The sequence below is a fragment of the Prochlorococcus marinus CUG1435 genome (assembly GCA_017644375.1).
GTDB classification, from domain to species: Bacteria; Cyanobacteriota; Cyanobacteriia; order PCC-6307; family Cyanobiaceae; genus Prochlorococcus_A; species Prochlorococcus_A marinus_AH.
Genome location: JAEPLP010000001.1, coordinates 1,436,040 through 1,458,860, shown reverse-complemented (window position 1 = coordinate 1,458,860; position 22,821 = coordinate 1,436,040). Strand labels below are relative to the sequence as shown.

24 protein-coding genes and 1 tRNA gene are annotated in these 22,821 nt (G+C 30.8%); 20 read left to right on the top strand and 5 right to left on the bottom strand.

The window, feature by feature from the left end; genetic code table 11:
- Nucleotides 1–36: 36 nt before the first annotated feature.
- Nucleotides 37–123: transfer RNA gene (locus tag JJ844_08310), tRNA-Ser, on the bottom strand.
- A 49-nt stretch (nt 124–172) separates the two neighbouring features.
- Between JJ844_08310 and JJ844_08305 the strand changes: the two genes are divergently transcribed.
- The 9 genes from JJ844_08305 to psaK all read left to right on the top strand — a co-directional run bounded on the left by JJ844_08305 (nt 173) and on the right by psaK (nt 6,371).
- Entirely contained in the window at nt 173–547 is a 375-nt protein-coding gene (locus tag JJ844_08305) for a 2Fe-2S iron-sulfur cluster binding domain-containing protein (protein ID MBO6975679.1), read from the top strand.
- Between the two features lie 5 nt (nt 548–552).
- Nucleotides 553–1,401, top strand: a complete 849-nt coding sequence (locus tag JJ844_08300) for an inositol monophosphatase (GenBank protein MBO6975678.1) — start codon at nt 553–555, stop codon at nt 1,399–1,401.
- An 18-nt stretch (nt 1,402–1,419) separates the two neighbouring features.
- Nucleotides 1,420–2,571, top strand: coding sequence for an ATP phosphoribosyltransferase regulatory subunit (locus JJ844_08295; GenBank protein MBO6975677.1), 1,152 nt, complete (start codon nt 1,420–1,422; stop codon nt 2,569–2,571).
- A gap of 118 nt (nt 2,572–2,689) precedes the next feature.
- Complete coding sequence (htpG, locus tag JJ844_08290; protein MBO6975676.1) at nt 2,690–4,594, top strand: molecular chaperone HtpG; 1,905 nt, start codon at nt 2,690–2,692, stop codon at nt 4,592–4,594.
- 39 nt (nt 4,595–4,633) lie between these two features.
- Nucleotides 4,634–4,870 carry a 50S ribosomal protein L28 gene (locus tag JJ844_08285; GenBank protein ID MBO6975675.1) on the top strand — a complete coding sequence of 79 codons (237 nt, stop codon included), beginning with the start codon at nt 4,634–4,636 and terminating at the stop codon, nt 4,868–4,870.
- Between the two features lie 5 nt (nt 4,871–4,875).
- Entirely contained in the window at nt 4,876–5,409 is a 534-nt protein-coding gene (locus tag JJ844_08280; GenBank protein MBO6975674.1) for a peroxiredoxin, read from the top strand.
- A gap of 4 nt (nt 5,410–5,413) precedes the next feature.
- Nucleotides 5,414–5,716 carry a DUF2499 domain-containing protein gene (locus JJ844_08275; protein ID MBO6975673.1) on the top strand — a complete coding sequence of 101 codons (303 nt, stop codon included), beginning with the start codon at nt 5,414–5,416 and terminating at the stop codon, nt 5,714–5,716.
- A complete protein-coding gene (locus JJ844_08270) occupies nt 5,709–6,044 on the top strand; it encodes a DUF3593 domain-containing protein (GenBank protein MBO6975672.1) in 336 nt (111 codons plus the stop codon). Before JJ844_08275 ends, JJ844_08270 begins: the two co-directional genes overlap by 8 nt.
- Nucleotides 6,045–6,110: 66 nt before the next feature.
- Nucleotides 6,111–6,371, top strand: coding sequence for a photosystem I reaction center subunit PsaK (gene psaK, locus JJ844_08265; GenBank protein MBO6975671.1), 261 nt, complete (start codon nt 6,111–6,113; stop codon nt 6,369–6,371).
- 19 nt (nt 6,372–6,390) lie between these two features.
- On the opposite strand, the gene JJ844_08260 is transcribed toward psaK, so the two are convergent.
- The gene (locus JJ844_08260) at nt 6,391–8,280 is read right to left on the bottom strand and encodes a 1-deoxy-D-xylulose-5-phosphate synthase (GenBank protein MBO6975670.1); all 1,890 of its coding nucleotides are present in this window, start codon (nt 8,278–8,280) and stop codon (nt 6,391–6,393) included.
- Nucleotides 8,281–8,396: 116 nt separating this feature from the next.
- On the opposite strand from JJ844_08260, the gene ilvA reads away from it, so the two are divergent.
- The 3 genes from ilvA to JJ844_08245 all read left to right on the top strand — a co-directional run bounded on the left by ilvA (nt 8,397) and on the right by JJ844_08245 (nt 10,828).
- Nucleotides 8,397–9,938, top strand: a complete 1,542-nt coding sequence (gene ilvA / locus JJ844_08255) for a threonine ammonia-lyase, biosynthetic (protein ID MBO6975669.1) — start codon at nt 8,397–8,399, stop codon at nt 9,936–9,938.
- Nucleotides 9,939–10,013: 75 nt separating this feature from the next.
- Entirely contained in the window at nt 10,014–10,511 is a 498-nt protein-coding gene (scpB, locus tag JJ844_08250; GenBank protein ID MBO6975668.1) for an SMC-Scp complex subunit ScpB, read from the top strand.
- Between the two features lie 38 nt (nt 10,512–10,549).
- Nucleotides 10,550–10,828 (top strand): YggT family protein, encoded by a 279-nt coding sequence (locus tag JJ844_08245; protein ID MBO6975667.1) that lies wholly within the window; start codon nt 10,550–10,552, stop codon nt 10,826–10,828.
- A gap of 2 nt (nt 10,829–10,830) precedes the next feature.
- Here JJ844_08245 and JJ844_08240 read toward each other — a convergent pair whose 3' ends face one another.
- On the bottom strand, nt 10,831–11,160 hold the full coding sequence (locus JJ844_08240) for a nucleoside triphosphate pyrophosphohydrolase family protein (protein ID MBO6975666.1): 330 nt from the start codon (nt 11,158–11,160) through the stop codon (nt 10,831–10,833).
- A 61-nt stretch (nt 11,161–11,221) separates the two neighbouring features.
- On the opposite strand from JJ844_08240, the gene pyk reads away from it, so the two are divergent.
- Genes pyk through JJ844_08215 form a run of 5 tightly spaced genes read left to right on the top strand, consistent with a single transcriptional unit; the run spans nt 11,222 to nt 16,778 of the window.
- A complete protein-coding gene (gene pyk / locus JJ844_08235) occupies nt 11,222–13,012 on the top strand; it encodes a pyruvate kinase (protein MBO6975665.1) in 1,791 nt (596 codons plus the stop codon).
- Nucleotides 13,005–14,237 carry an ABC transporter permease gene (locus tag JJ844_08230; protein MBO6975664.1) on the top strand — a complete coding sequence of 411 codons (1,233 nt, stop codon included), beginning with the start codon at nt 13,005–13,007 and terminating at the stop codon, nt 14,235–14,237. Before pyk ends, JJ844_08230 begins: the two co-directional genes overlap by 8 nt.
- A 15-nt stretch (nt 14,238–14,252) precedes the next feature.
- Nucleotides 14,253–14,822, top strand: a complete 570-nt coding sequence (locus JJ844_08225; GenBank protein MBO6975663.1) for a biotin transporter BioY — start codon at nt 14,253–14,255, stop codon at nt 14,820–14,822.
- A complete protein-coding gene (locus JJ844_08220; GenBank protein ID MBO6975662.1) occupies nt 14,822–15,280 on the top strand; it encodes a signal peptidase II in 459 nt (152 codons plus the stop codon). The genes JJ844_08225 and JJ844_08220 overlap by 1 nt, the downstream gene beginning before the upstream one ends.
- Before the next feature lies 1 nt (nt 15,281).
- A complete protein-coding gene (locus tag JJ844_08215) occupies nt 15,282–16,778 on the top strand; it encodes a GTP-binding protein (protein MBO6975661.1) in 1,497 nt (498 codons plus the stop codon).
- A 133-nt stretch (nt 16,779–16,911) separates the two neighbouring features.
- Here the strand turns inward: JJ844_08215 and JJ844_08210 are convergent, their stop codons facing one another.
- On the bottom strand, nt 16,912–18,297 hold the full coding sequence (locus JJ844_08210; GenBank protein ID MBO6975660.1) for an aminotransferase class V-fold PLP-dependent enzyme: 1,386 nt from the start codon (nt 18,295–18,297) through the stop codon (nt 16,912–16,914).
- Between the two features lie 43 nt (nt 18,298–18,340).
- Between JJ844_08210 and JJ844_08205 the strand changes: the two genes are divergently transcribed.
- Entirely contained in the window at nt 18,341–18,856 is a 516-nt protein-coding gene (locus tag JJ844_08205) for a nucleoside deaminase (protein ID MBO6975659.1), read from the top strand.
- Here JJ844_08205 and JJ844_08200 read toward each other — a convergent pair.
- Entirely contained in the window at nt 18,831–20,015 is a 1,185-nt protein-coding gene (locus tag JJ844_08200; GenBank protein MBO6975658.1) for an alanine--glyoxylate aminotransferase family protein, read from the bottom strand. The two genes, JJ844_08205 and JJ844_08200, sit on opposite strands and share 26 nt — an antisense overlap.
- 214 nt (nt 20,016–20,229) lie before the next feature.
- On the opposite strand from JJ844_08200, the gene glnA reads away from it, so the two are divergent.
- Both glnA and JJ844_08190 read left to right on the top strand, forming a co-directional pair.
- A complete protein-coding gene (gene glnA, locus JJ844_08195) occupies nt 20,230–21,651 on the top strand; it encodes a type I glutamate--ammonia ligase (protein MBO6975657.1) in 1,422 nt (473 codons plus the stop codon).
- A 102-nt stretch (nt 21,652–21,753) separates the two neighbouring features.
- Nucleotides 21,754–22,809: a methyltransferase domain-containing protein gene (locus JJ844_08190; GenBank protein ID MBO6975656.1), complete on the top strand. Its 1,056-nt coding sequence runs from the start codon at nt 21,754–21,756 to the stop codon at nt 22,807–22,809.
- Nucleotides 22,810–22,821: the final 12 nt, after the last annotated feature.

The following is a 22,821-nucleotide window of genomic DNA, read 5'->3' as shown; positions in this document are numbered from 1 at the left end:
AGTTGATGTAGTTAACCAATATAAACTAATATAAAACGGAGAGAGAGGGATTCGAACCCTCGATAAAGTTGCCCCTATACAGCATTTCCAGTGCTGCGCCTTCAACCACTCGGCCACCTCTCCCAAGATAACCATTTTAACCCTTGATCATCCCATTTTAGAGGAAAGTTATTTGAAAAAGACTTTCACAGTCACGATTAAAAATAAGGAAACCGGAAAGGTCTACCAAGAGCAGGTTAATAGTGATGATTACATACTTAAGGAATTTGAAAAGAAAGGTTTCAAACTTGCATTTTCATGTAGAAATGGTTGCTGTACAAGTTGTGCAGTTAAAATTAAATCGGGTACTTTACAACAACCTGAAGCCATGGGTGTATCTCAGGCTTTAAAAGACAAAGGCTATGCACTTCTTTGTGTCGCTAAAGCAACTTCAGATCTTGAGGTAGAAACTACTTATGAAGATGAAGTTTACGATTTACAATTTGGACAATATTTTGGGAGGGGAAATACAAGAGTTGCGCCACCTTGGGAATTTGAGGAAGATTAACTAACATGTTTGAATTAAGTGAAATAGAGGAACTTGCAAATCAAGTAAACTTCTCCTTTTTGTATGAAATAGCAAAGAATTCCGCTCAAATTGGTAATGATATTTTAAAAGTTAATTACAATAAAATACAGAAAATATCATCAAAGGGTAGAAAGGGTGATCTAGTTACCAATGTAGATTTGGAAGTTGAAAATAAAATAAAAGAATATTTATTAGAAGAGACACCAAACATATCTATAAACGCAGAAGAATCGGGTAAATTAACAAAATCTTCGGATTTAACGTGGTGTATAGACCCATTAGACGGTACTACAAATTATTCCCATGGATATCCTTTTTTTGGGACCTCTATTGGTCTTGTATATAAAAATAAGCCAATAATAGGTGCTATATCAGTACCTTATTTAAATGAACTATATTCAGCCTGTATAGGTTTAGGCTCATTCTGCAATGATAGTGAACTTAAAGTATCGAATCCCTCTAATCTTTCTGATAGTATGCTTGTAACTGGTTTCTCTTATGACAGATTTGAGACAGAGGATAATAATTATGCTGAATTTTGTTATTTAACACATAAAACTAGAGGTGTTAGAAGAGGAGGCGCGGCAGCAGTTGATCTAGCATTTGTTGCTGCAGGTAAGGTAGATGGATATTGGGAAAGAGGATTGGAGGTATGGGATCTAGCGGCCGGTGCTATTATTGTAAAAGAGGCTGGTGGTATTATTTCTGATTATCCATCAGGCGAATTTAATTTAAGTTCAGGAAGAATTTTAGCTTGTTCTCCCATCCTTGAGAATGAATTAAAAAATGAACTAGATAAGGTCTCTCCATTTAAAAAAAATCTCTATACCTAAAATTAGTTAAATATTAAAATGACAGATATAAAGGAAATTAAATTAGTCGATGTAAAAAATAACTCAAACATAATAAATAATTTAAATAGTATTTATAAACTATGGGGATATGAAGAGGTTTCACCCTCATTTATAAATACTTTAGAGACCATAAAAGGCCGTGGCGTTATTGACGAAAATCAAGTTGTAGGAATAGTAAGTAATAATTCATTATGTCTTAGGCCAGAAATGACAACATCAATTGTTAAATTGTCATCTACTAGATTAATAAATAAGAAAAGACCTATAAGATTATTCACCAATGGAATGGTTTTTGATAAAAAGCAAAATAATAAAAATTCATTTAAGTTACAAGAAAAATTACAAAGTGGAATTGAATTAATTGGATATGATACAAAATACCCAGAAATTGAAGTTATAAATATTTTGTTTGATTCAATCGATAATATTAATTTGAAGGATAATTGTAATTTATATCTGCTAGTAAGCACCACAAAATTAATGGACTTGATACTGAACAAATATAAGAATAATAATTTTGAAGAAATTAAGAAAAGTCTGGTTAATTTTGATCAAGATAATTTATCAAAATTAGGAATAGATGAAGATGATAAATATATTCTTAAAGATCTTTTATTCACAAGAGGCGAGCCAATTGAAATATTAAAAAAATTAAAAACTATATATGGTACTAGTAAAACATTAGATAACTTAAATATTTTATTTGAAACATTATCAAAAATATCAAATAAATATGGTGTTAAATTACAACTTGATCCCACTTTTCAACCTCACTTGAATTTATATGAAGGAATAGTTTTTCAATTAATTGGGGATAATGGTAAAAATAAAAGCGTCATCGCAAAAGGGGGAAGATATGATGAGTTAGTAAGATCATTTAATCCTAATGAGAAGATATTTAATGGGATTGGATTTACAATTTCAGTAGACATTTTAAGAAATTTAATTAAGGAAGAAAAGACAGATAAAAAAAAGATTTTATTGATGTTTAAAGATTCTTATTTGTTAGAAAAAGGTATGAATGAACAAAAAGCACAGCAGAAAAAAGGAAATATTGCTGTCTTACATTTAAATCCATGTGATGACTTAGCTAAAGCCAATCAAATTATGAAAGAAAATGATTGTAGTGAGATTTTGTGGGTTAAATAAAACCTTTTAAAAATTTATTTAACTTTTAAATTCATATATTGTTCGGACAATACTCCTAATTAAACTTGATTAACTAGTTTTTACGAAATAAGATTTAAAATGTTTGATTTTTTTTTAAATGGAAAAAGGCGAAATTCGTATAAATACCGAAAATATTTTCCCAATTATCAAGAAGGCAGTATATTCTGACCACGAAATCTTTTTAAGAGAACTTGTTAGTAATGGTGTTGACGCAATTAGTAAAAGAAGAATGGCCTCTATGGCAGGTGATTGCGAGAATACTGAGGAGGCTCAAGTAAAAATAACAATTAACCGTGAAAAAAATACGTTAACAATCTCCGATAATGGAATTGGAATGAATGATGAAGAAATTAAGAAGTACATAAATCAAGTTGCATTTTCTAGTGCTGAAGAATTCCTAACAAAATATAAAAAAGATAATGATGAATTCATAGGTCATTTTGGACTAGGTTTTTATTCAAGTTTCATGGTGGCAGATAGAGTTGATATATTAACTAAGTCGGCAATTGGGAAATCAAAAGCTTTCAAATGGTCTTGTGATGGATCTCCAAATTTCACGTTAGAGGAATCGGAAAGAGAGACCATTGGTACAGATGTTGTTCTTCACCTGCTTGCAGAAGAAAAAGAATTTATCGAGCCTGAAAGGATTAAATCACTAATAAAAAAATATTGTGATTTTATGCCAATAGATGTCTTATTAGAAGGAGAGACAATTAATAAGAAAAATCCTCCTTGGAGAAAACAACCTAGTGAATTAAAAGATGAAGATTATATTGAGTTATATAAATACCTTTATCCTTTCCAGGGAGATCCACTGTTATGGATTCATTTAAATACAGATTATCCATATGACATTCAAGGGATATTGTATTTTCCAAAGTTGTCAGGTAGAGCTGATTGGGAAAAGGGAGAAATAAAACTATTTTGTAATCAAGTATTCGTAAGCGATTCAATTAAGGAGATAGTACCAAAATACCTTTTACCTCTAAGAGGAGTTATTGACTCCACAGATATTCCGCTAAATGTTAGTAGAAGTGCATTACAAACTGATAGAAAAGTAAGATCTATATCTTCATTTATCTCAAAGAAAATCGCTAATAAACTGAAGGATTTGATAAAAAATTCTCCAGAATTCTATGCAGAAATATGGGATTCAATCTCTGCTTTTATAAAAATAGGTGCTATCGAAGATGAAAAATTTGCTGATTTAGTCAATAACAGTATAATTTTCGAAACAATAATAAATTCAGAGAAAGACGTAACTAAAGATATTGAAAATAAATCTCTCATCAAGTCCAATGATAAATATTTCACAACTCTCGCAAATTACAAAGAGCGAAATAAATTAAATGATTCTAAAAAAATAATTTACTGTTCAGATTTGATTGCTCAATCTAGTGCATTAAATATCTGTTTATCTGATAATAAAGAAGTTATTAAATCAGATCCCTTAATTGACGCACAATTTCTTCCATGGTTGGAAAGTAAAAATGAAGATTATCAATTCCAAAGAGTAGATTCAGAAATAAATGAAATAGAAGATAAAGAATCTAAAGAAATTGTGGATAAGGATGGTAAATCAAATACAGATAATCTTAGAGATACTATAATCAAGGCCCTTAACAATGAGAAAGTAACAGTTAAAGTGCAGTCTCTTTCTAGTAAAGATGCTCCACCAGCGATGATCTTGCTTCCAGAACAAATGAGAAGAATTAATGATATGGGAGCTTACATGGAACAAAAGATGCCAGGCTTACCTGAATATCATGTGCTCTTAATTAACAAAGAACATCCTCTTATTGTTGGTCTTAATAAAATTACAGGCAACAAAATAATTATTGATAAAAAAGATCCTATTGAAAATCAATTGGCATCTAAAATTGCTAATCATGTTTACGATATGGCTAAACTTTCCGTTGGCGGATTAGATCAAGAACAGATAATTAATCTACAAAATAATAATGCCGAATTAATTTCTGAATTACTTAATTCAACAAATTGAGTCATGTGTTAAAATTTTTAAAGATATAACTCAATAAATATGTCAAGAGTTTGCGAACTTACTGGTGCAAAAGCTAATAACGGGATGGCAGTGAGTCACTCACATATTCGTACAAAAAAATTGCAGCAAGTTAATCTCCAAAAAAGGAAACTATGGTGGGAAGAGGGAAAAAAATGGGTAAATATAAAAATAAGTACCAAAGCCCTAAAATCTATACAAAAAGTAGGTTTAGATAAATTTGCTAAATCAAATGGAGTTGATTTAAAAAAATTCTAAATTTGATGAGAAATTTAGTTGCAAGTATATTAATACCATTTATTATCTTATTTAATTGTAATTCAGCCTTCTCTTTTGATTTTGCTCCTGAAGTTGGAGATATGGCTCCCAACTTTCAGTTAGAAGGTTTTAATAAAAACATAAAAACAAAAACAACTTGGGAATTAAGTGATTTTAAAGGTAAATGGCTTGTTATGTATTTTTACCCTAAAGATTTTACAGCAGGCTGTACCCTTGAAGCTAAAGGATTTTCAGAATTAAAAAAAGATTTTTCAAAAAATAATGCCGAAATTGTTGGCATTAGTGCCGATAATCAAGATTCTCATGAAAGTTTCTGCAGCGAGAAGTCAATAAACTACACTTTATTATCTGATCCTCACGGAATTATTAGTGATGAATATGGTTCCTGGATTCCTCCATTCTCAGATAGAAATACTTTTTTGATTTCTCCAGATGGGAAAATTTCTTATAGATGGATTAGTGTTTTACCTATAAATCATGCTAAAGAAGTTCTCAACGTTTTAAAGAAAAAAATATAAAATTTTGCACGAATTATCATTTGGAACTTGGTTAATACATATCTCATCAGTAATAGAGTGGATTGTTGCCATATTTGCCATAAAAAAAATTTCTACATATAAAAAATATAATTTATTTTTTTGGCTAAGCCTCGCCATGGTCCCAAACTTAATAGGTGCTATGTGTGCGATAACTTGGCATATCTATGACAACCAGGAAAATCTTTACGGTCTAGTATCACTTCAAGGAATATTTACATTTATAGGAAATTCAACATTAGCCTTAGCAGCAATAAGGATTTTTAGAGGAAAAGAGACTTATGAATGATTTATTTTTAAAATTTATAGAGAAATTAGGTTCAATCGATAACACATTTTTGTTCGCAGTATCAATAATTCCTTATGCAATATTTTTGTTCTATTTATATAAAATCAAATCTGTTAATAATTTTGTAAAAACAGGATTTTCGTTAACTGTATTATTCGTATTGATTACTATATTAATATCTATTTTTACTCTATATTACTATGGTAAAACCCTTGTTGAGATTGACTTCCTGCATGGTTTAGCAGAATCCTTCTTAACCCTAAGTGATTTTGTTATTTTGTTTGGATTTTTAAAGTTTTTAAATACCTTAGAAGTAAACAACTCTTAAGACCTTTTACAATTTTGTGTTTTTTAGGTAAAAGTATTAGAGAATATATAAAAATAACGATTTTTTATGTTTACTACATTATTTGCAGCTGCAGATCCAGCAACTTTTTCTTGGTCTCCAAAGTGTGCCGTCGTAATGATTGCATGTAATGTTTTTGCTTATGCAATTGCTAGAGCAACAATAAGAAAACCTAATGAAGGATTTGAAATACCTAATTCAAAATTTTATGGTGGTTTAAGTCACGCATCAGTAGTAGGAGCTAATTGCCTTGGTCACATATTCGGTATTGGGGCTATTCTAGGATTAGCTTCAAGAGGTGTTTTATAAAAATTTATTTATTAAATTTTTAATTATTTAACCTATATTTCTCGATAATTTTATCTGCCATCTGATCAGGCATAAGACCTAGTTTTTCTTTACTCTGATCAGGTGAAGCATGATCAACCAATACATCTGGTATACCTATTCTGTAAACAGGAATATTTAGTTCATTATCGTTGAATAGTTCAACTATTGCGGAACCAAATCCACCTATTAGAGTTCCTTCTTCCATAGTAACTACTTTTTGAATCCTATTTGCTAACGGCATAATAAGATTTTTATCTAGAGGTTTAACAAATCTTGCATTAACAATACAAGCATTAACATTCATTTCTTTTAGTATCTTTGCTGTTTCAATAGCTGATGCGACCATTGATCCATAAGCAATAATTAAAATATCTTCTCCTTCTTCAAGTACTTCTGCTTCACCTATATTCAAAGGTTCCCAACCCTCATCCATTACAGCTACCCCTAATCCAGAACCTCTTGGTATTCTTAGAGCAGTAGGGCCCTTATGGTTAATTGAAGTTATTAACATTCTCTGTAATTCAGACTCATCTTTTGGTGCCATTAATACAAAATTAGGTATAGATCTCATATAACTTATATCGTACTGGCCTTGGTGAGTAGGACCGTCAGCTCCAACTATCCCAGCTCTATCAAGTACGAATGATACAGGTAAATTTTGTATCCCTACATCATGTATTAATTGATCGAAAGCACGTTGAAGAAAAGTACTATAAATAGCTACGACTGGTTTAAGACCATCGCATGCCATTCCTGCTGCAAGAGTAACCGCATGTTGTTCTGCTATTCCCACATCGATATATTGATCTGGAATATTTTTTTGCAATATATCTAAACCAGTACCTGTAGCCATTGCTGCTGTAATACCTACGACTTTGCTATCTTGTTCACATATTTTCAATAAGGTTTGACCAAATATTTTACTATAACTAACAGGCTTAGGTTTTTTTGATGGGATAGATTTCCCAGTTGTCAGATCGAATGCAGATTGTGCATGATATCCAACCTGATCAGCTTCTGCATAAGGGTAACCCTTACCTTTAGTCGTGACAACATGAACAAGTACGGGCTTTTTAAGTTTATGAGCAGCGTTAAATGTATTAATTAAATTTCCAATATCATGACCGTCAATTGGACCCATATATGTAAATCCAAGTTCTTCAAAAACAGCACCAACCTTAGGAACAGCTAGACGTCTAACGCTTCCTTTAATATTTTTTAGTTCTTCTGGAATATCCTTACCAATTAATGGAATATTTTTTACACTTTCTTGAACACTATCAGACAAAAATTTCAGTGATGGACTAACTCTTACTTTATTTAAGTAGGATGAAAGGGCTCCAACTGGAGGTGAAATAGACATATCATTATCGTTTAAAACTACAACAAAAGGAGTACTTGGTAAGTGACCTGCATGATTTATAGCCTCTAATGCCATTCCTCCAGTTAATGCTCCATCTCCAATAACAGCGACACATTTGTAATTTTCACCTTTCCTATCTCTTGCTATTGCCATTCCTAAAGCGGCAGAAATAGAAGTACTTGCATGCCCAGCACCAAAATGATCAAATTTACTTTCGCTTCTTTTTAGATATCCAGCTACTCCATTTTGTTGTCTAAGGGAATCGAATTGACCGAAACGTCCTGTTATTAATTTATGCGGATAAGCTTGATGTCCTACATCCCAAACAACTTTGTCGAAATCTAGATCAAGTGTTTGATATAAAGCTAACGTTAGCTCAACAACACCTAATCCAGGACCGAGATGTCCACCACTAGTAGATACTACTTGAAGATGCCTTTCTCTAATTTGACAAGCAATTTCCTCTAATTGTGAAACTGTTAAGCCATGAAGTTGATTTGGATGACTTAACTCACTTAAAAGCATTTAATAAAGTTTGGTATTTATATAATTTAAAACGCCGAGGTGCAAAATGAGTATTTTTTTTGAAATAGATCATGTAATGTTTTATTAGATTAATAATTAATGCTAAAAATATATATATGAATGATTATTTTGAAAAAATACTTCAAGCTGAAGTCTATGAAGTAGCAAAAAAAACGCCACTAGAGAAAGCTAAAAATTTAAGTATTACACTTAATAATGAAGTCTTTCTAAAAAGAGAAGATCTTCAAGATGTATTTTCATTCAAAATAAGAGGAGCATATAACAAGATGAGTAAGCTCAGTAAATCGCAGCTTACTCAGGGAGTAATTACTTCAAGTGCTGGTAATCATGCTCAAGGAGTTGCACTAAGTGCTCTGAAATTAAATTGCCAAGCAACCATATTAATGCCCATTACAACGCCCCTAGTAAAAGTTAATGCAGTAAAGAATTTAAGAGCAAAAGTTATATTATTTGGTGATAATTATGATGAAACTTACAAAGAGGCTATAAGGATTAGTCAAGAAAGAAATTTATGTTTTATTCATCCATTTGATGATCCAGATGTAATAGCTGGACAAGGAACTATAGCTATTGAACTTGAACAGCAACTAAAGGAAAAACCTTATGCAATTTATATTGCTGTTGGTGGTGGTGGATTAATATCAGGAATATCTTTATACATTAAAAAAATATGGCCTGAAGTAAAGATAATTGGCGTAGAACCTGAAGACGCAGACGCTATGACAAAATCCTTGGAAGAATCAAAAATTGTGGAATTATCCTCTGTCGGTCAATTTGCAGATGGAGTAGCGGTTAAAAAAATTGGTAAAAATACTTTTGATATTGGAAGGAAATATATAGATAAGATGATTAGGGTTAATACCGATGAAATATGTGCTGCTATAAAAGATGTTTTTGAGGATACTAGATCAATACTAGAACCAGCAGGAGCATTATCAATTGCAGGAATGAAAAAAGATATTTTTAATTCGAATCATTCAAATAAAAAAATGGTAGCGATTGCTTGTGGTGCAAATATGAATTTTGAGCGGCTCAGATTTGTAGCAGAAAGAGCAGAACTTGGAGAGTGCAAAGAGGTAATGATGGCAGTTGAAATTCCTGAACGACCTGGAAGTTTAATTAATTTTTGTAAGTTACTTGATAATAGAAATCTAACTGAATTTAGCTATAGAATGTCGAATTCAAACAATGCCCAAATCTTTGTAGGAGTTCAAGTCTATGGATTAATTGATAAAAAAAATCTTTTAGATGAATTTAGGAATTCGGAGTACCCATTTATTGACATAAGTGATGATGAATTATCTAAAAATCATCTTAGACATATGGTTGGTGGAAGATTACCAAAGAATTTTAAAGAAATGAATAACAGAAATTTTGTCGAGCTTTTATACAGATTTGAGTTTCCTGAAAGGCCTGGAGCGCTAATAAATTTCTTAAATAATATGAAATCAAATTGGTCGATAAGCGTTTTCCACTATAGGAATTATGGTGCGGATGTAGGGAAAATTGTTATTGGAGTTTTAATCGATAGAAATGAAATTTTAGAGTGGAACGAATTTGTAAGAATTTTAGGCTATAAATTCTGGGACGAAACTCAAAACGATACATATAAATTATTCCTTGGTGCATCAGATTAAATATAAGGTAAATTAGGAAAGATTTCGGTAAGAAAAATCAATCAGTCCGATCTGAAAACCAAGCAACTATCTGATATAGAACTAGTTACTAAAGTTGAGGCTGTTCTATATTTAAAAGGTAGACCTATAACAAAAAGGGATCTTTCAGAAATTACTAATTCTGATATCAACTCAATAAATGATGTAATTAAAGATCTAAAAAATAAATATTCTAATTCAAGCTCGGCTATTGAATTAAATGAAGTTGATAATAGTTTTTCTCTCGAACTAAAATCTAGTCTTAATGAATTCGTTGAGGATTTACTTCCTTCTGATTTAAAAACATCAGAATTAAGGACATTAGCAACCATTGCAATCAAAAAAAAGATCCTGCAATCAGATCTTATACTTTTAAGAGGTTCAGGAGCTTATGACCACATTAAAGAATTATTAGAAAAGAAGTTTATTGTCAAACGTAAGCAAAAAGAGGGTAGATCATATTGGTTATCATTATCAGAAAAGTTTTTTCAAACTTTTGCTGTAAGTAACGAATATCTTTCTAAAATAGGGAGCTCTAACAACAAGCAACGATAATAAGTAAATGTTAGAATATATTAAATTACAACAAGATAATGTTATCTGAGATTTTCGCAGTTCTGGGCCAAACTTTATCAATTTATTCTTTCATATTAATAATAAGAATTTTACTTACATGGTTCCCAGGTATAGATTGGAGCAATGGAGTTTTATCTGCGTTAACTTCTATCACAGATCCATATTTAAACATTTTTAGGGGCATTATTCCTCCAATAGGTGGATTTGATATTTCTTCTTTATTAGCTTTTTTACTTTTAAATGTTATTCAAAATTTAATTACTAATCTACAGTATGCAAGCTTAGGTTATAGCTGAATTTATCTATCATCTCCAGAACCGCTTATTTTCCCTTTATCAGCTCTCAATTTTAGTTTTTCAAGGTTTTGTAATGCCACATCCTCTAAGTTAAAATTTAATTCTGTGCAAAGATTTGAGATGTACCACAAAACATCTCCTAATTCCTTTTTAATACCTAATTTTGATTCGTTATCAAATATTCCATTTTTATCTCTTATAACTTTTTTTACTTTTTCTGCTACCTCACCAGCCTCTCCAACCAAACCAAGAGTTGGATAAATATTATTTGAGCCTAAATTAGGATACTGTGCTGTTTCCCTGGCTTTTTTCTGATAAGTTTTAAAATCCATGACTTAAATAACTAACTTTGGGTATGGTAAATTTATTTATATCTAGCAATATTATCTATATATGTCGAATATTGATTTAAATAGAAGAACAAAAATAGTAGCAACTATTGGCCCTGCAACTCAATCTGAAGAGATAATTACAGATTTAATTAAAGCTGGAGTAACAACCTTCAGATTAAATTTTTCGCATGGAGATCATAAAGATCATGCTGAGAGAATAAAAACCATAAGAGAAGTATCAAAAAAGTTAGATATAGATATTGGAATATTACAAGATCTTCAAGGACCCAAAATAAGATTAGGGCGCTTTAAGGATGGTCCAGTAAAAGTTAAAAAAGGTGATAAATTTATTCTTACATCAAACGAAGTTGAATGTACAAACACTATTGCTAATGTAACCTACGACAAACTTTCGCAAGAAGTTAACGAAGGGAAAAGAATACTTTTAGATGATGGCAAAATAGAAATGATTGTAGAAAAAGTAGATATAAAAGCTAATCTTTTAAGGTGTCTGGTAACAGTAGGGGGTGTTCTTTCAAATAATAAAGGTGTAAATTTCCCAGATGTTCAGTTATCAGTAAAAGCATTAACAGAAAAAGATAAAGAGGATTTACAATTCGGCTTATCTGAAGGAGTTGATTGGATAGCCCTAAGTTTCGTAAGAAATCCATCCGATATAAACGAAATAAAAGATTTAATAAACAAAAATGGGCATTCAACTCCTGTAGTCGCAAAAATAGAAAAATTTGAAGCAATTGATCAAATTGATACTTTATTACCCTTATGTGATGGGGTTATGGTTGCAAGAGGTGATTTAGGAGTAGAAATGCCTGCTGAAGAAGTTCCTCTTTTACAAAAGGAATTAATAAGAAAAGCTAATTCATTAGGTATACCAATAATTACAGCTACTCAAATGCTTGATTCTATGGCTTCTAATCCTAGGCCAACCAGGGCTGAAGTTAGCGATGTTGCTAACGCAATTTTGGATGGAACAGATGCTGTAATGCTTTCAAACGAAACTGCAGTTGGTGATTATCCTGTAGAAGCAGTAGAAACGATGGCAACTATAGCCAGAAGAATTGAAAGGGATTATCCACTTAAAGCTATTGAGAGTCACTTAGCTAGTACGATCCCAAATGCTATTAGTGCAGCAGTAAGTAATATAGCTCGACAACTTGATGCAGGAGCTATAATCCCTTTAACAAAATCAGGTTCTACTGCTCGAAATGTAAGCAAATTCAGACCACCAACACCTATCTTGGCAACTACTACAGAGAGGAGTGTAGCGAGAAGATTGCAACTTGTTTGGGGGGTAACTCCCATAGTAGTAAAAAATGATGAGAGAACTGCAAAAACTTTTAGTTTGGCTATGCAAATTGCTCAGGAGATGGGGATCCTAAATCAAGGCGATTTAGTAGTTCAAACTGCAGGCACATTGACTGGTATAAGTGGCTCTACAGATTTAATAAAAGTTGGTCTAGTAAGAAAAATTGTTTCAAGAGGAATTTCGATAGGAGAAATCGGTGTTACTGGTAAAGCAAGAATAATAAAAAATAATCTTGATATATCCTTAATTTGTCCAGGAGAAATATTATTTGTTCCAGAGGAATTAATGGAAAATATTCCACTTAGTAAAAATATTGCGGGTATTGTTACGAATCAAAAAGTAAATGATGTTTATGCTTTGTTTAACAAAAAAAATAAAAAGATTTCTACAATTTGTAATTTGGAAAATATGGATAATCATCAAATTAGTAATGGTGACCTTATTACACTGCAACTTAATGAAGGAGTTATATACATGGGGCAAATTGAAGATGATGATTCAATAGATAAATATAAATATGTCTAGGAATATCTCAATAAAAGAAGCCTTCGGTATGGCCTCAAAAACTTTAGTTTCGAACAAATTGAGAAGTTCGTTAACAATGTTGGGGATAATTATAGGAAATGCATCAGTTATTACACTTGTTGGACTTGGAAGAGGTGCTCAAACATTAGCAAAAAACCAATTAAGTAATTTAGGTGCAAATGTTTTATTCATTGTTCCTGGAAATAATGACACAAGAAGAAGAGGTATTTCATTTCCTAAAAACCTTGTTTTAGAAGATGCAGAAGCAATAAATAATCAAGTCCCAACAGTTAAAAAAGTTGCTCCTCAAATCTCTGCTAACGAAATAGTGCAATCAAATTCTAAAAGCCTTAACATATCAATTGCGGGTGTTACTCCCGAATTTCTCGAAGTAAGAAGTTTTGAAGTAGATAAGGGAAGATTTTTATCAAAAAGTGATGTAAATAGTGCAAGAAGTTTTGTAGTAATAGGCCCAGATCTTAAAGACGAATTTTTCAAAGATGAATCTTCATCACTTGGAAAAAAAATCAGAATTAAAGATCATACTTATGAAATAATCGGAATATTAAAACCAAAAGGCGCTGTATTTGGAAGTAATCAAGACAAAAATGCTTATATTCCATTAACCACCATGGTAAATAGGATTACTGGGAAGGATCCTACATATGGTGTAAGTTTAAGTTTCATAAGTGTGGAAGCGATAAATAAAAACGCAACTAGTGCAGCAAAATTTCAAATTACTAACCTATTGAGACAAAGACATAAAATAATTAGAGATGACGACTTTGCAGTTAGATCACAAGAAGATGCATTGAATATAGTAACCAACATAACAAGTGGGTTAACGTTTTTGTTGGCAGGTATTGGGGCAGTATCTTTGGTGGTTGGAGGTATAGGAATCATGAATATTATGCTCGTTTCTGTTAGCGAAAGAACTGAAGAGATTGGTCTAAGAAAAGCAATAGGAGCAAAACAGTCTGATATATTAATTCAATTTTTAATTGAGGCATTGATTTTATCTACAATTGGAGGATTAATAGGAACAACAACTGGACTATCAGGTGTTTTTCTTTTATCTCTGGTAACACCACTTCCTGCATCTGTAGGAATTACAACAACTTTTTCCACCATGATAATTTCAGGATCAATAGGTTTAATCTTTGGGGTTTTACCGGCAAAAAGAGCTTCTAAATTAGATCCAATTGTTGCATTGAGAAGTTTATAAATTAAATTTATATTCATGCTCAAATTATATAAATTTGTAGAGATACTAATAAGTCTTCAATCACTAGTAATAGCAACAATGCTCCCTGTTTATATTCCAATACAATTTATCCATAAAACTAGTAATAGCTTTGAAATGCCCCTCACATGGCAAATTCCAACAATAATATTACTAACAATTATATTCCATAAAAAAGTTGTTTTCACAGCATTTTCTATATATATTCTTTTAGGATTATTTATATCTCCGGTCTTTCATCAAGGAGGTTCAATAGGATATCTACTTACTCCAAATTTTGGTTATTTATTAGGTACATATCCATTAATAAAAATAATTGATAATTTAAATACAAGAAATAAAATAAGTATTGGTAACTTTTTAAAAAAAGGATTAATAGCAATATGCGCTATGCATTTAACTGGAATATTTTATAATTTTATACAGGTTATATTTTACAGTAAATTTAATATATTTTTATATAATTTAGGGAAATACTCAGTAGGTAAAATTGGATATCATTTTCTAATGCTTTTTCCACTACTAATTCTTATCAAACCTATTAATCGTTTAAAATACAGTAAATAATGAATAATAAAATACAAACAAAATTATATTTTTTTTCTTTAAGTATTTTTATTTTGTTAATAGATCAATTAACAAAATATTTAATTTTTTATAACTATAATTTATTTATAAATAAAGAATTTATTTTTTTTAGATTAGACCTTGTAAAAAATTACGGTGCAGCATTTAACATATTAAGTGGTAGTAGAATATTTTTATCTGTAATTAGTATTATTTTTTCAATATTACTAATTTATTTAATGTTAAGAAAAAACAAATTAAATTCAATTGACTATTATTCCTATAGCTTAATTCTTGGCGGTACTATTGGTAATGGAATGGATAGAATATTAAAGGGTTTTGTAATTGACTTTATAAATTTAAATATTATAAATTTTCCAGTTTTTAACTTTGCTGATATATCTATAAATATCGGTTTTATTCTTTTACTTTATAGCATTTTTAAAAATAAAAGATAATATGAATTACTTGAAAATAAAGTTTTTAAAATATTTTATATTGATTTTGTGTTTATATATTTTATTTGTCATATTCATAAGAGTAGTAAATATTTATACGCTTTTATTTTTAATAACAATTATGTATATCTTTTTTAATTATGATAAAAAATTATTTAAAAAAATAGTTTATAAAGTTATATATAAAAATAAAAAGAATAGACTTTCATTCAAAAATACATACGGTGCTGCCAAGATAAGTTTGGAAGGGATCGAGAATATAAACAAAAAAATTAACGATAAAGTAAAAGTTGAATTGTTAAATTACCAAAAAAATAAACTAGAGTCACAACTAAAAACAGGAGATTATCAAGTTACTCTTTTTGGAGCTGGTTCCTCAGGAAAAACATCAATAGCAAGATCTTTATTAAAAAATATTGTAGGGCAAACTTCAGCAAAAATTGGGACAACAAAGCAAATTAATAGCTATAAAATTCGTATCCCAATCTTAAAAAGAAACATTAATATAATTGATACCCCAGGATTATTCGAACCTTCAAAGTTAGGCGAAGAAAGAGAAAAAGAAACAATTTTACAAGCATCAAATTCTGACTTAATTCTCTTTGTGCTAGATCAGGACATAAATAAATACGAAAATTATTTAATTAAAGAATTATTGAAGATAGGAAAAAAAATAATAATAGTGCTAAATAAATGTGATTTAAGGACTAAAGAAGAAAATAACCTCATCAAAGAAAATATAATTTCTATAACTTCAGCTAGAAAAAGTAAAATTTCAGTTGTTAAAACTGTTGCAATACCTAAACAATCTCCTTATATAAACTCAAATACTTTAAATTTAGTTCCCGAGGTAGGAAGTTTGTTTAAAGAAATAATTGAAACGCTCGATAATAATGGAGAAGAGTTATTGGCAGATAATATTCTTTTTCGCTCAAATAAGTTAGGTATTAAAAGTAAAAATTTCGTACAAGAACAAAGATATTTAATGTCAAATAAAGTGATTAATAAATATATGTGGGTAACAGGAGGAGTAATCCTAGTTAATCCACTTCCAGCGGTTGATTTTCTTACTACCACCTCGGTTAACCTTCAAATGATAATGGAATTATCAAAAATTTATGAAATAAAACTTACTAAAAAAGATGCAAAAGATTTATCAAAATCATTGCTAAGCGTTTTGGCTAAACAAGGAATACTAAAAGGTGGCCTCGCCATTCTTTCTCCTGCTTTAGCTACAAGTTTGACTAAAATGATAATATCTAAATCAATACAATCAATTACAGCAGGATGGTTAATAAAAATAGTAGGTCTAAGTTTAATTGAATATTTTAAAAATGGACAAGATTGGGGAGATGGAGGAATTCAAGAGGTTGTAGATAGGATCTACAGTATAAGTAAGAGAGAGGACATTTTAAATAACTTCGTTAAAGAAGCTATTTCAAAAATTGAGATAAGAAAGTATTTTACAAATAAAAGTTTGCCTCCATTTCCTAAGTAAGGTTTGATAATTGATCATTTAGATAAGTTCTGAAATCAAAGATAGTTATTAAAAGTAAGTAAGCAATACAAATAACTATAGATATAAACCCTGTTACTATTGCAATAATTTTTGGTCTACCCATATTCATTAGTTAAGCTTCTAAAAGTCTCAAAAGTTCTTTAATATGAGATTCTTTTGTATTGTAGTTTCCCATGACAACCCTTAAAAAATATTTACCTTTAAATTTTGGTCTTGAAAGCATAAAATTATTTTTCATTAGTTCATTAACTTTAGTTTGAGTCCAGGCATCAGAGTCTTTTGGCTCAAGTTCCTTTGGTAAGAATGAAACGATATGCAGAGGACCTGAATATATATCAAATTTATTTTTACTAATATTTTTTATAAAAAAATCTTTTCTCTTAATTGATGATTTTAATATATTTTCTATTCCATTAAGACCTAAAAAACGTAAACCTAGCCATAGTTTTATAACCTCTGCAGGTCTAGAACCTTGTATGCCTATTTCTCCTCTATTTATAATATTTTCTTTAGATGATATGTATGGTAGTCCAGTATTAAAAGTATTTTCTAAAGTAGTCATATTTGAAACTAATAACAAAGATGATGTCTTTGTTATTCCAATAATCTTTTGTGGATTTATCGTTATCGAATTAGCCCTATTAATATTATTTAAACCTTCTATTGGAAAAGAATTTATGGCAAAAATACCTCCAATTGAGCCATCAATATGTAGCCATATGTTTCTTTTTTTACAGATTTCACTTATTTCCTTAATAGGATCAATGGCTCCTCTTACAGTTGTCCCAAGGGTGGCAACAATAGCAAATATTTTTTTATTTTCTGTTAAACATTTATCTAAAGACTTTCTGAGATTATTTATATCCATACGACCTTGATTATCAGTTTTAATCCTCACAAGATTAGTAGCATCAAGACCCATTACTCTCATACATTTAATGAAAGAAGAATGAGCATCTTCACTAACAAGTAATACAGAATTAGGATTTGTACCTAATCCTGCATTATTTCTAGCTGCTATAAGTGCATTCAGATTACTTAAAGTACCACCGCTAGCAGCTATACCTCCTGAGAAATCATTAAACCCTATTCTCTTTGCAAACCATTTGCATAATGATTCTTCAAGCAAAGTTACACTTGGTGATAACTCGTAAGCGAGAAGATTATTATTTAAACTAGCAGCAATTAAATCTCCCAAAATAGAGAAAATTAAAGGGGGGGGATCAAGGTGAGCTAGTGAGCCAGGATGAACAGGATTAAATGAATTATTCAAAAGAGATTCAATCTCAGAAAACAAATCTTCTACAGAGTTACCATCTTCCGCAGGCATAATGCATTTAAAACTATCATCAAAAGGTAAAGGACCATTTTTATCAGCTTTGGAGAACCAGTCACAAAGAGTTTTACTTGCCCTATTGAGAAGAGTAATCAATTTGTCATTAGTCCCTAAATATGATGGGAAATATATATCTTTATTATTAATTAAATCTTCAGCCATCAGATAAGATATCTATTAATAATTCTATTCTCAATATTGGTAAATGAGAAATATTTTTGAAAATGGAAATAGTAATAATGATCAACGAATAGAAACAAATAATTTAAAATACACTATGTGGATGAAATCGATATTAAGAAGATCGAAGGAAATTGGTAAAGTTGAACTGCCAATCTGTTCAATAATTTTAGATGAGAGAGGAAGATGTATCGGGAGAGGGGTTAACAGGAGGAATATAAATAAAGACCCATTAGGTCATGCTGAGATAATGGCACTTAGGCAGGCATCTCTAATAAAAAATGATTGGAGATTTAATGAATGTACTATTATCACAAATTTAGAACCTTGTACTATGTGTTCCTCTGCTCTTATTCAAGCTCGGATGGGTAAAGTTATTTTTGGGGCTTACGATAAGAAAAGAGGTGGATTGGGTGGCTCAATTGACCTATCTAAACATGAAAGTGCACATCACAAAATGGAAATAATTGGAGGCATTTTAGAAGATGAATGCAGTCAAATATTACAGATTTGGTTCAAAAAGTTGAGGACTCAAAAATAGTAAATTTCTTTAGTTCAGTATCAAAAAGGTTTAATAATCTATCAACATTCTCTTCAGATGAATTAAAACCCATTAGTCCTACACGCCAAACCTTACCAGATAATTCTCCAAGTCCATTTCCTATTTCTATTCCGAAGTTTCTTAAGAGATGATTTCTAAAACCATCTCCATCAACTGCTGGAGGTATTTTAACTGTGGTTAATGTTGGCAATCTATACTCAGCTGATACATGTAATTCCATACCTAGACTTTCTAAACCATTCCATAGTTTCTTTGCATTAGTATTATGCCTATGCCAAACATTCTCTAAACCTTCATTTGCTATTAATCGTAAACCTTCACGAATAGCAAAATTCATATTTACAGGAGCAGTGTGATGGTAAACGCGATCAGAACCCCAATATTTATTTAAAAGGGATAAATCTAAATACCAGTTGGGAACTTTTGTTTTTCTTGAACTTAATTTTTCTTCAGCTCTCTCATTCATTGTAAAAGGACTTAATCCAGGCGGGCAACTTAATCCTTTCTGGCTACAACTATACGCTAAATCTATTTTCCATTTATCTATCAATAGTTCTAGAGCGCCAAGGGAAGTAACTGCGTCAACTAAAAATAAGCAGTTATTTTTTCTACATACATCACCTATTCCATCAAGAGGTTGTAAAACCCCACTAGATGTTTCGGCGTGAACTATAGCAAATATAGCTGGTTTTTTAGTCTCTATTTCATACTTGATTTCTTCGTAAGAAAAGGGTTCACCCCATGGTTTTTCAATAACAGATACATCTGCTTTATATCTAGTTGCCATATCAACTAGTCTTTCTCCAAAATATCCTTTTTTAGCGATAAGAATTTTTTCTCCTTCCTCTATAAAATTCGCTATTGAAGCTTCCATAGCTGCACTTCCAGTACCACTCATTGGAAGAGTCATACGATTATTACATTGCCAGGTATATCTTAAAAGTTGTTGAACATCGGACATCAATGAAATATAAGCTTCATCTAAATGACCAATTGGATTTAAGGAAAGAGCATTTAGAACTTCTGGATGTGCGTTTGAAGGACCAGGACCTAATAAAAGTCTAGAGGGAACATAAGTCTTTGAGAAATGAGATAAATTCTCTTCATTTAAAGTAGAAATAAGTTTTGCTTCTGTCAAAGCATTACATTCAATTACTTTTAAGTTAAACTAATATCGCCACATAAGCGATATTTATTTAAAGAAATTCATTCAATTTAAATATTTAAGTTAATAATTATTAAACTTTTGACTTGAAACACTAAAAGAAGACACCTAGTCTTAAAAAAAGTTACCGTTGATACATAACAAGAATCATCAAGTTATTAATTTCATATATAGGTATTACAAAATTATGTCTAAATCTCCTCAAGATGTTTTAAGTCAAATTAAAGACGAAGGAATTGAACTAATCGATTTAAAATTCACTGATATTCATGGAAAATGGCAACATTTAACTCTTACATCAGACATGATAGAAGAGGATTCTTTTACAGAAGGCTTAGCATTTGATGGCTCATCAATAAGAGGTTGGAAAGCAATTAATGCCTCTGATATGTCAATGGTGCCTGATGCAAGTACAGCTTGGATAGATCCTTTTTATAAACATAAAACCCTAAGTATGATTTGCTCTATTCAAGAGCCAAGAAGTGGGGAGCCTTATGATAGGTGTCCAAGAGCTTTAGCCCAAAAAGCATTAAAATATTTAGATTCAACTGGTATAGCAGATACTGCATTTTTTGGACCAGAACCAGAATTCTTTTTATTTGATGATGTTAGATATGACTCTAAAGAAGGAGGTTGTTTTTATAGTGTAGATACTATTGAAGCACCATGGAACACAGGGAGAATTGAAGAAGGGGGGAACTTAGGATACAAAATACAATATAAAGAAGGGTATTTTCCAGTAGCTCCAAATGATACTGCGCAAGATATCAGATCTGAGATGCTTCTTCTTATGGGTGAATTAGGTATCCCCACAGAGAAACATCACCATGAAGTTGCTGGTGCCGGTCAACACGAGCTTGGAATGAAATTTGATTCGTTAATAAATGCTGCTGATAATGTTATGACTTATAAATACGTTGTCAGAAATGTTGCAAAAAAATATGGAAAAACTGCAACATTTATGCCCAAGCCTGTTTTTAATGACAACGGAACCGGAATGCATGTTCACCAAAGTTTATGGAAGAGTGGACAGCCACTATTTTTTGGTGAAGGAGCATATGCAAATTTATCTCAAACAGCAAGATGGTACATCGGAGGCATACTTAAACATGCTCCATCATTCTTAGCATTTACTAACCCAACTACAAATAGCTATAAACGATTGGTTCCAGGATTCGAAGCACCTGTTAATCTAGTTTATTCTGAGGGAAATAGATCAGCGGCAGTAAGAATACCTTTAACAGGTCCAAGCCCTAAAGCTAAAAGATTAGAATTCAGATCAGGTGACGCACTTGCAAATCCTTACTTAGCATTTTCTGTAATGATGCTTGCTGGTATTGATGGAATTAAAAACCAAATTGATCCTGGTGATGGAGTAGATGTAGATTTATTTGAACTTCCAGCTGATGAACTTGCAAAAATTGATACAGTACCTTCATCTCTAAATGACTCACTTAATGCGCTAAAAGCAGATAAGGATTATCTATTAGCTGGGGGAGTATTTACTGAAGATTTTATTGATAACTTTATCGATATAAAATACGAAGAGGTACAACAACTAAGACAAAGGCCTCATCCACATGAATTTTTCATGTATTACGATGCATAGTTAAAAGAACACATTATTTTAAATTAATCAATTTGAGAAATATCACAAAATATTCTCAAATTGATTTTTTTTTTGTTGGAATATAGATATATAAATTGAAAAATGGCTAGGGAATCTATTTCAAAAATTGCATATAAAACGCTACAACAAAGCAAAAGTATTGCAGGTTTCGCTCACAAGCAGATCAGTTCAAGATTAATGAATTTTATTCTTCCTGATTCGAAGCTTGAAAATTTTGATATAGATAAGGAACTTCTAATGCAAATCCAAAATTCAATGGATATTTTAAGAGAAGAAGATTGGAAAGATGCAGAAAAAAATATATATCCAAAAAAATTATTGTTTGACGAGCCATGGCTTAGATATCTAACTCAATATCCTAAAATTTGGCTCGATATGCCTAATACTTGGGATAGGCGCAGAAAACAAAACTTTGATGATCTTCCAAAATCGATAGATAAAGATAATTATCCTCAATATTACTTGAGAAATTTTCATCATCAAACAGATGGTTATTTATCAGATTTTTCAGCTAGCATTTATGACCTACAAGTAGAGATACTTTTCAATGGAAGTGCTGACTCAATGAGGAGAAGAATAATTAAGCCAATAAAAGAAGGACTTGAATTTTTTAGCGATAGAAAAAAAAGTAATATAAAAATACTTGATGTGGCTACAGGATCAGGAAGAACATTAAAACAATTAAGAGCCGCATTTCCAAAAGAAAAAATTACAGGGATTGATTTATCTGATTCGTACTTAAAAGAGGCAAGTAGATATATTTCAGATTTAGATGGAGATTTAATTCAGTTAATAAAAGGTAATGCTGAAGAATTACCTTTTGAAAATGATAGTTTCCAATGCATTTCTTGTGTTTACTTATTTCATGAATTACCTAGAACAATTAGAGCAAAAGTATTAAATGAATTTTTTAGAGTTCTTGAACCTGGTGGGATATTAGTTTTAGCTGATTCAATTCAAATAAGTGATTCACCTGACTTTACATCCGTAATGGAAAACTTCTATAAATCCTTTCATGAGCCTTTTTATTGTGATTACATAAAAGAGGATATAAATTCTAAAATTGAGGAAGTAGGTTTTAAAGATGTAAAATCAAATTCCTTTTTTATGACAAAAGTATGGTCTGCTGTAAAGTAAATAAAAACTTCT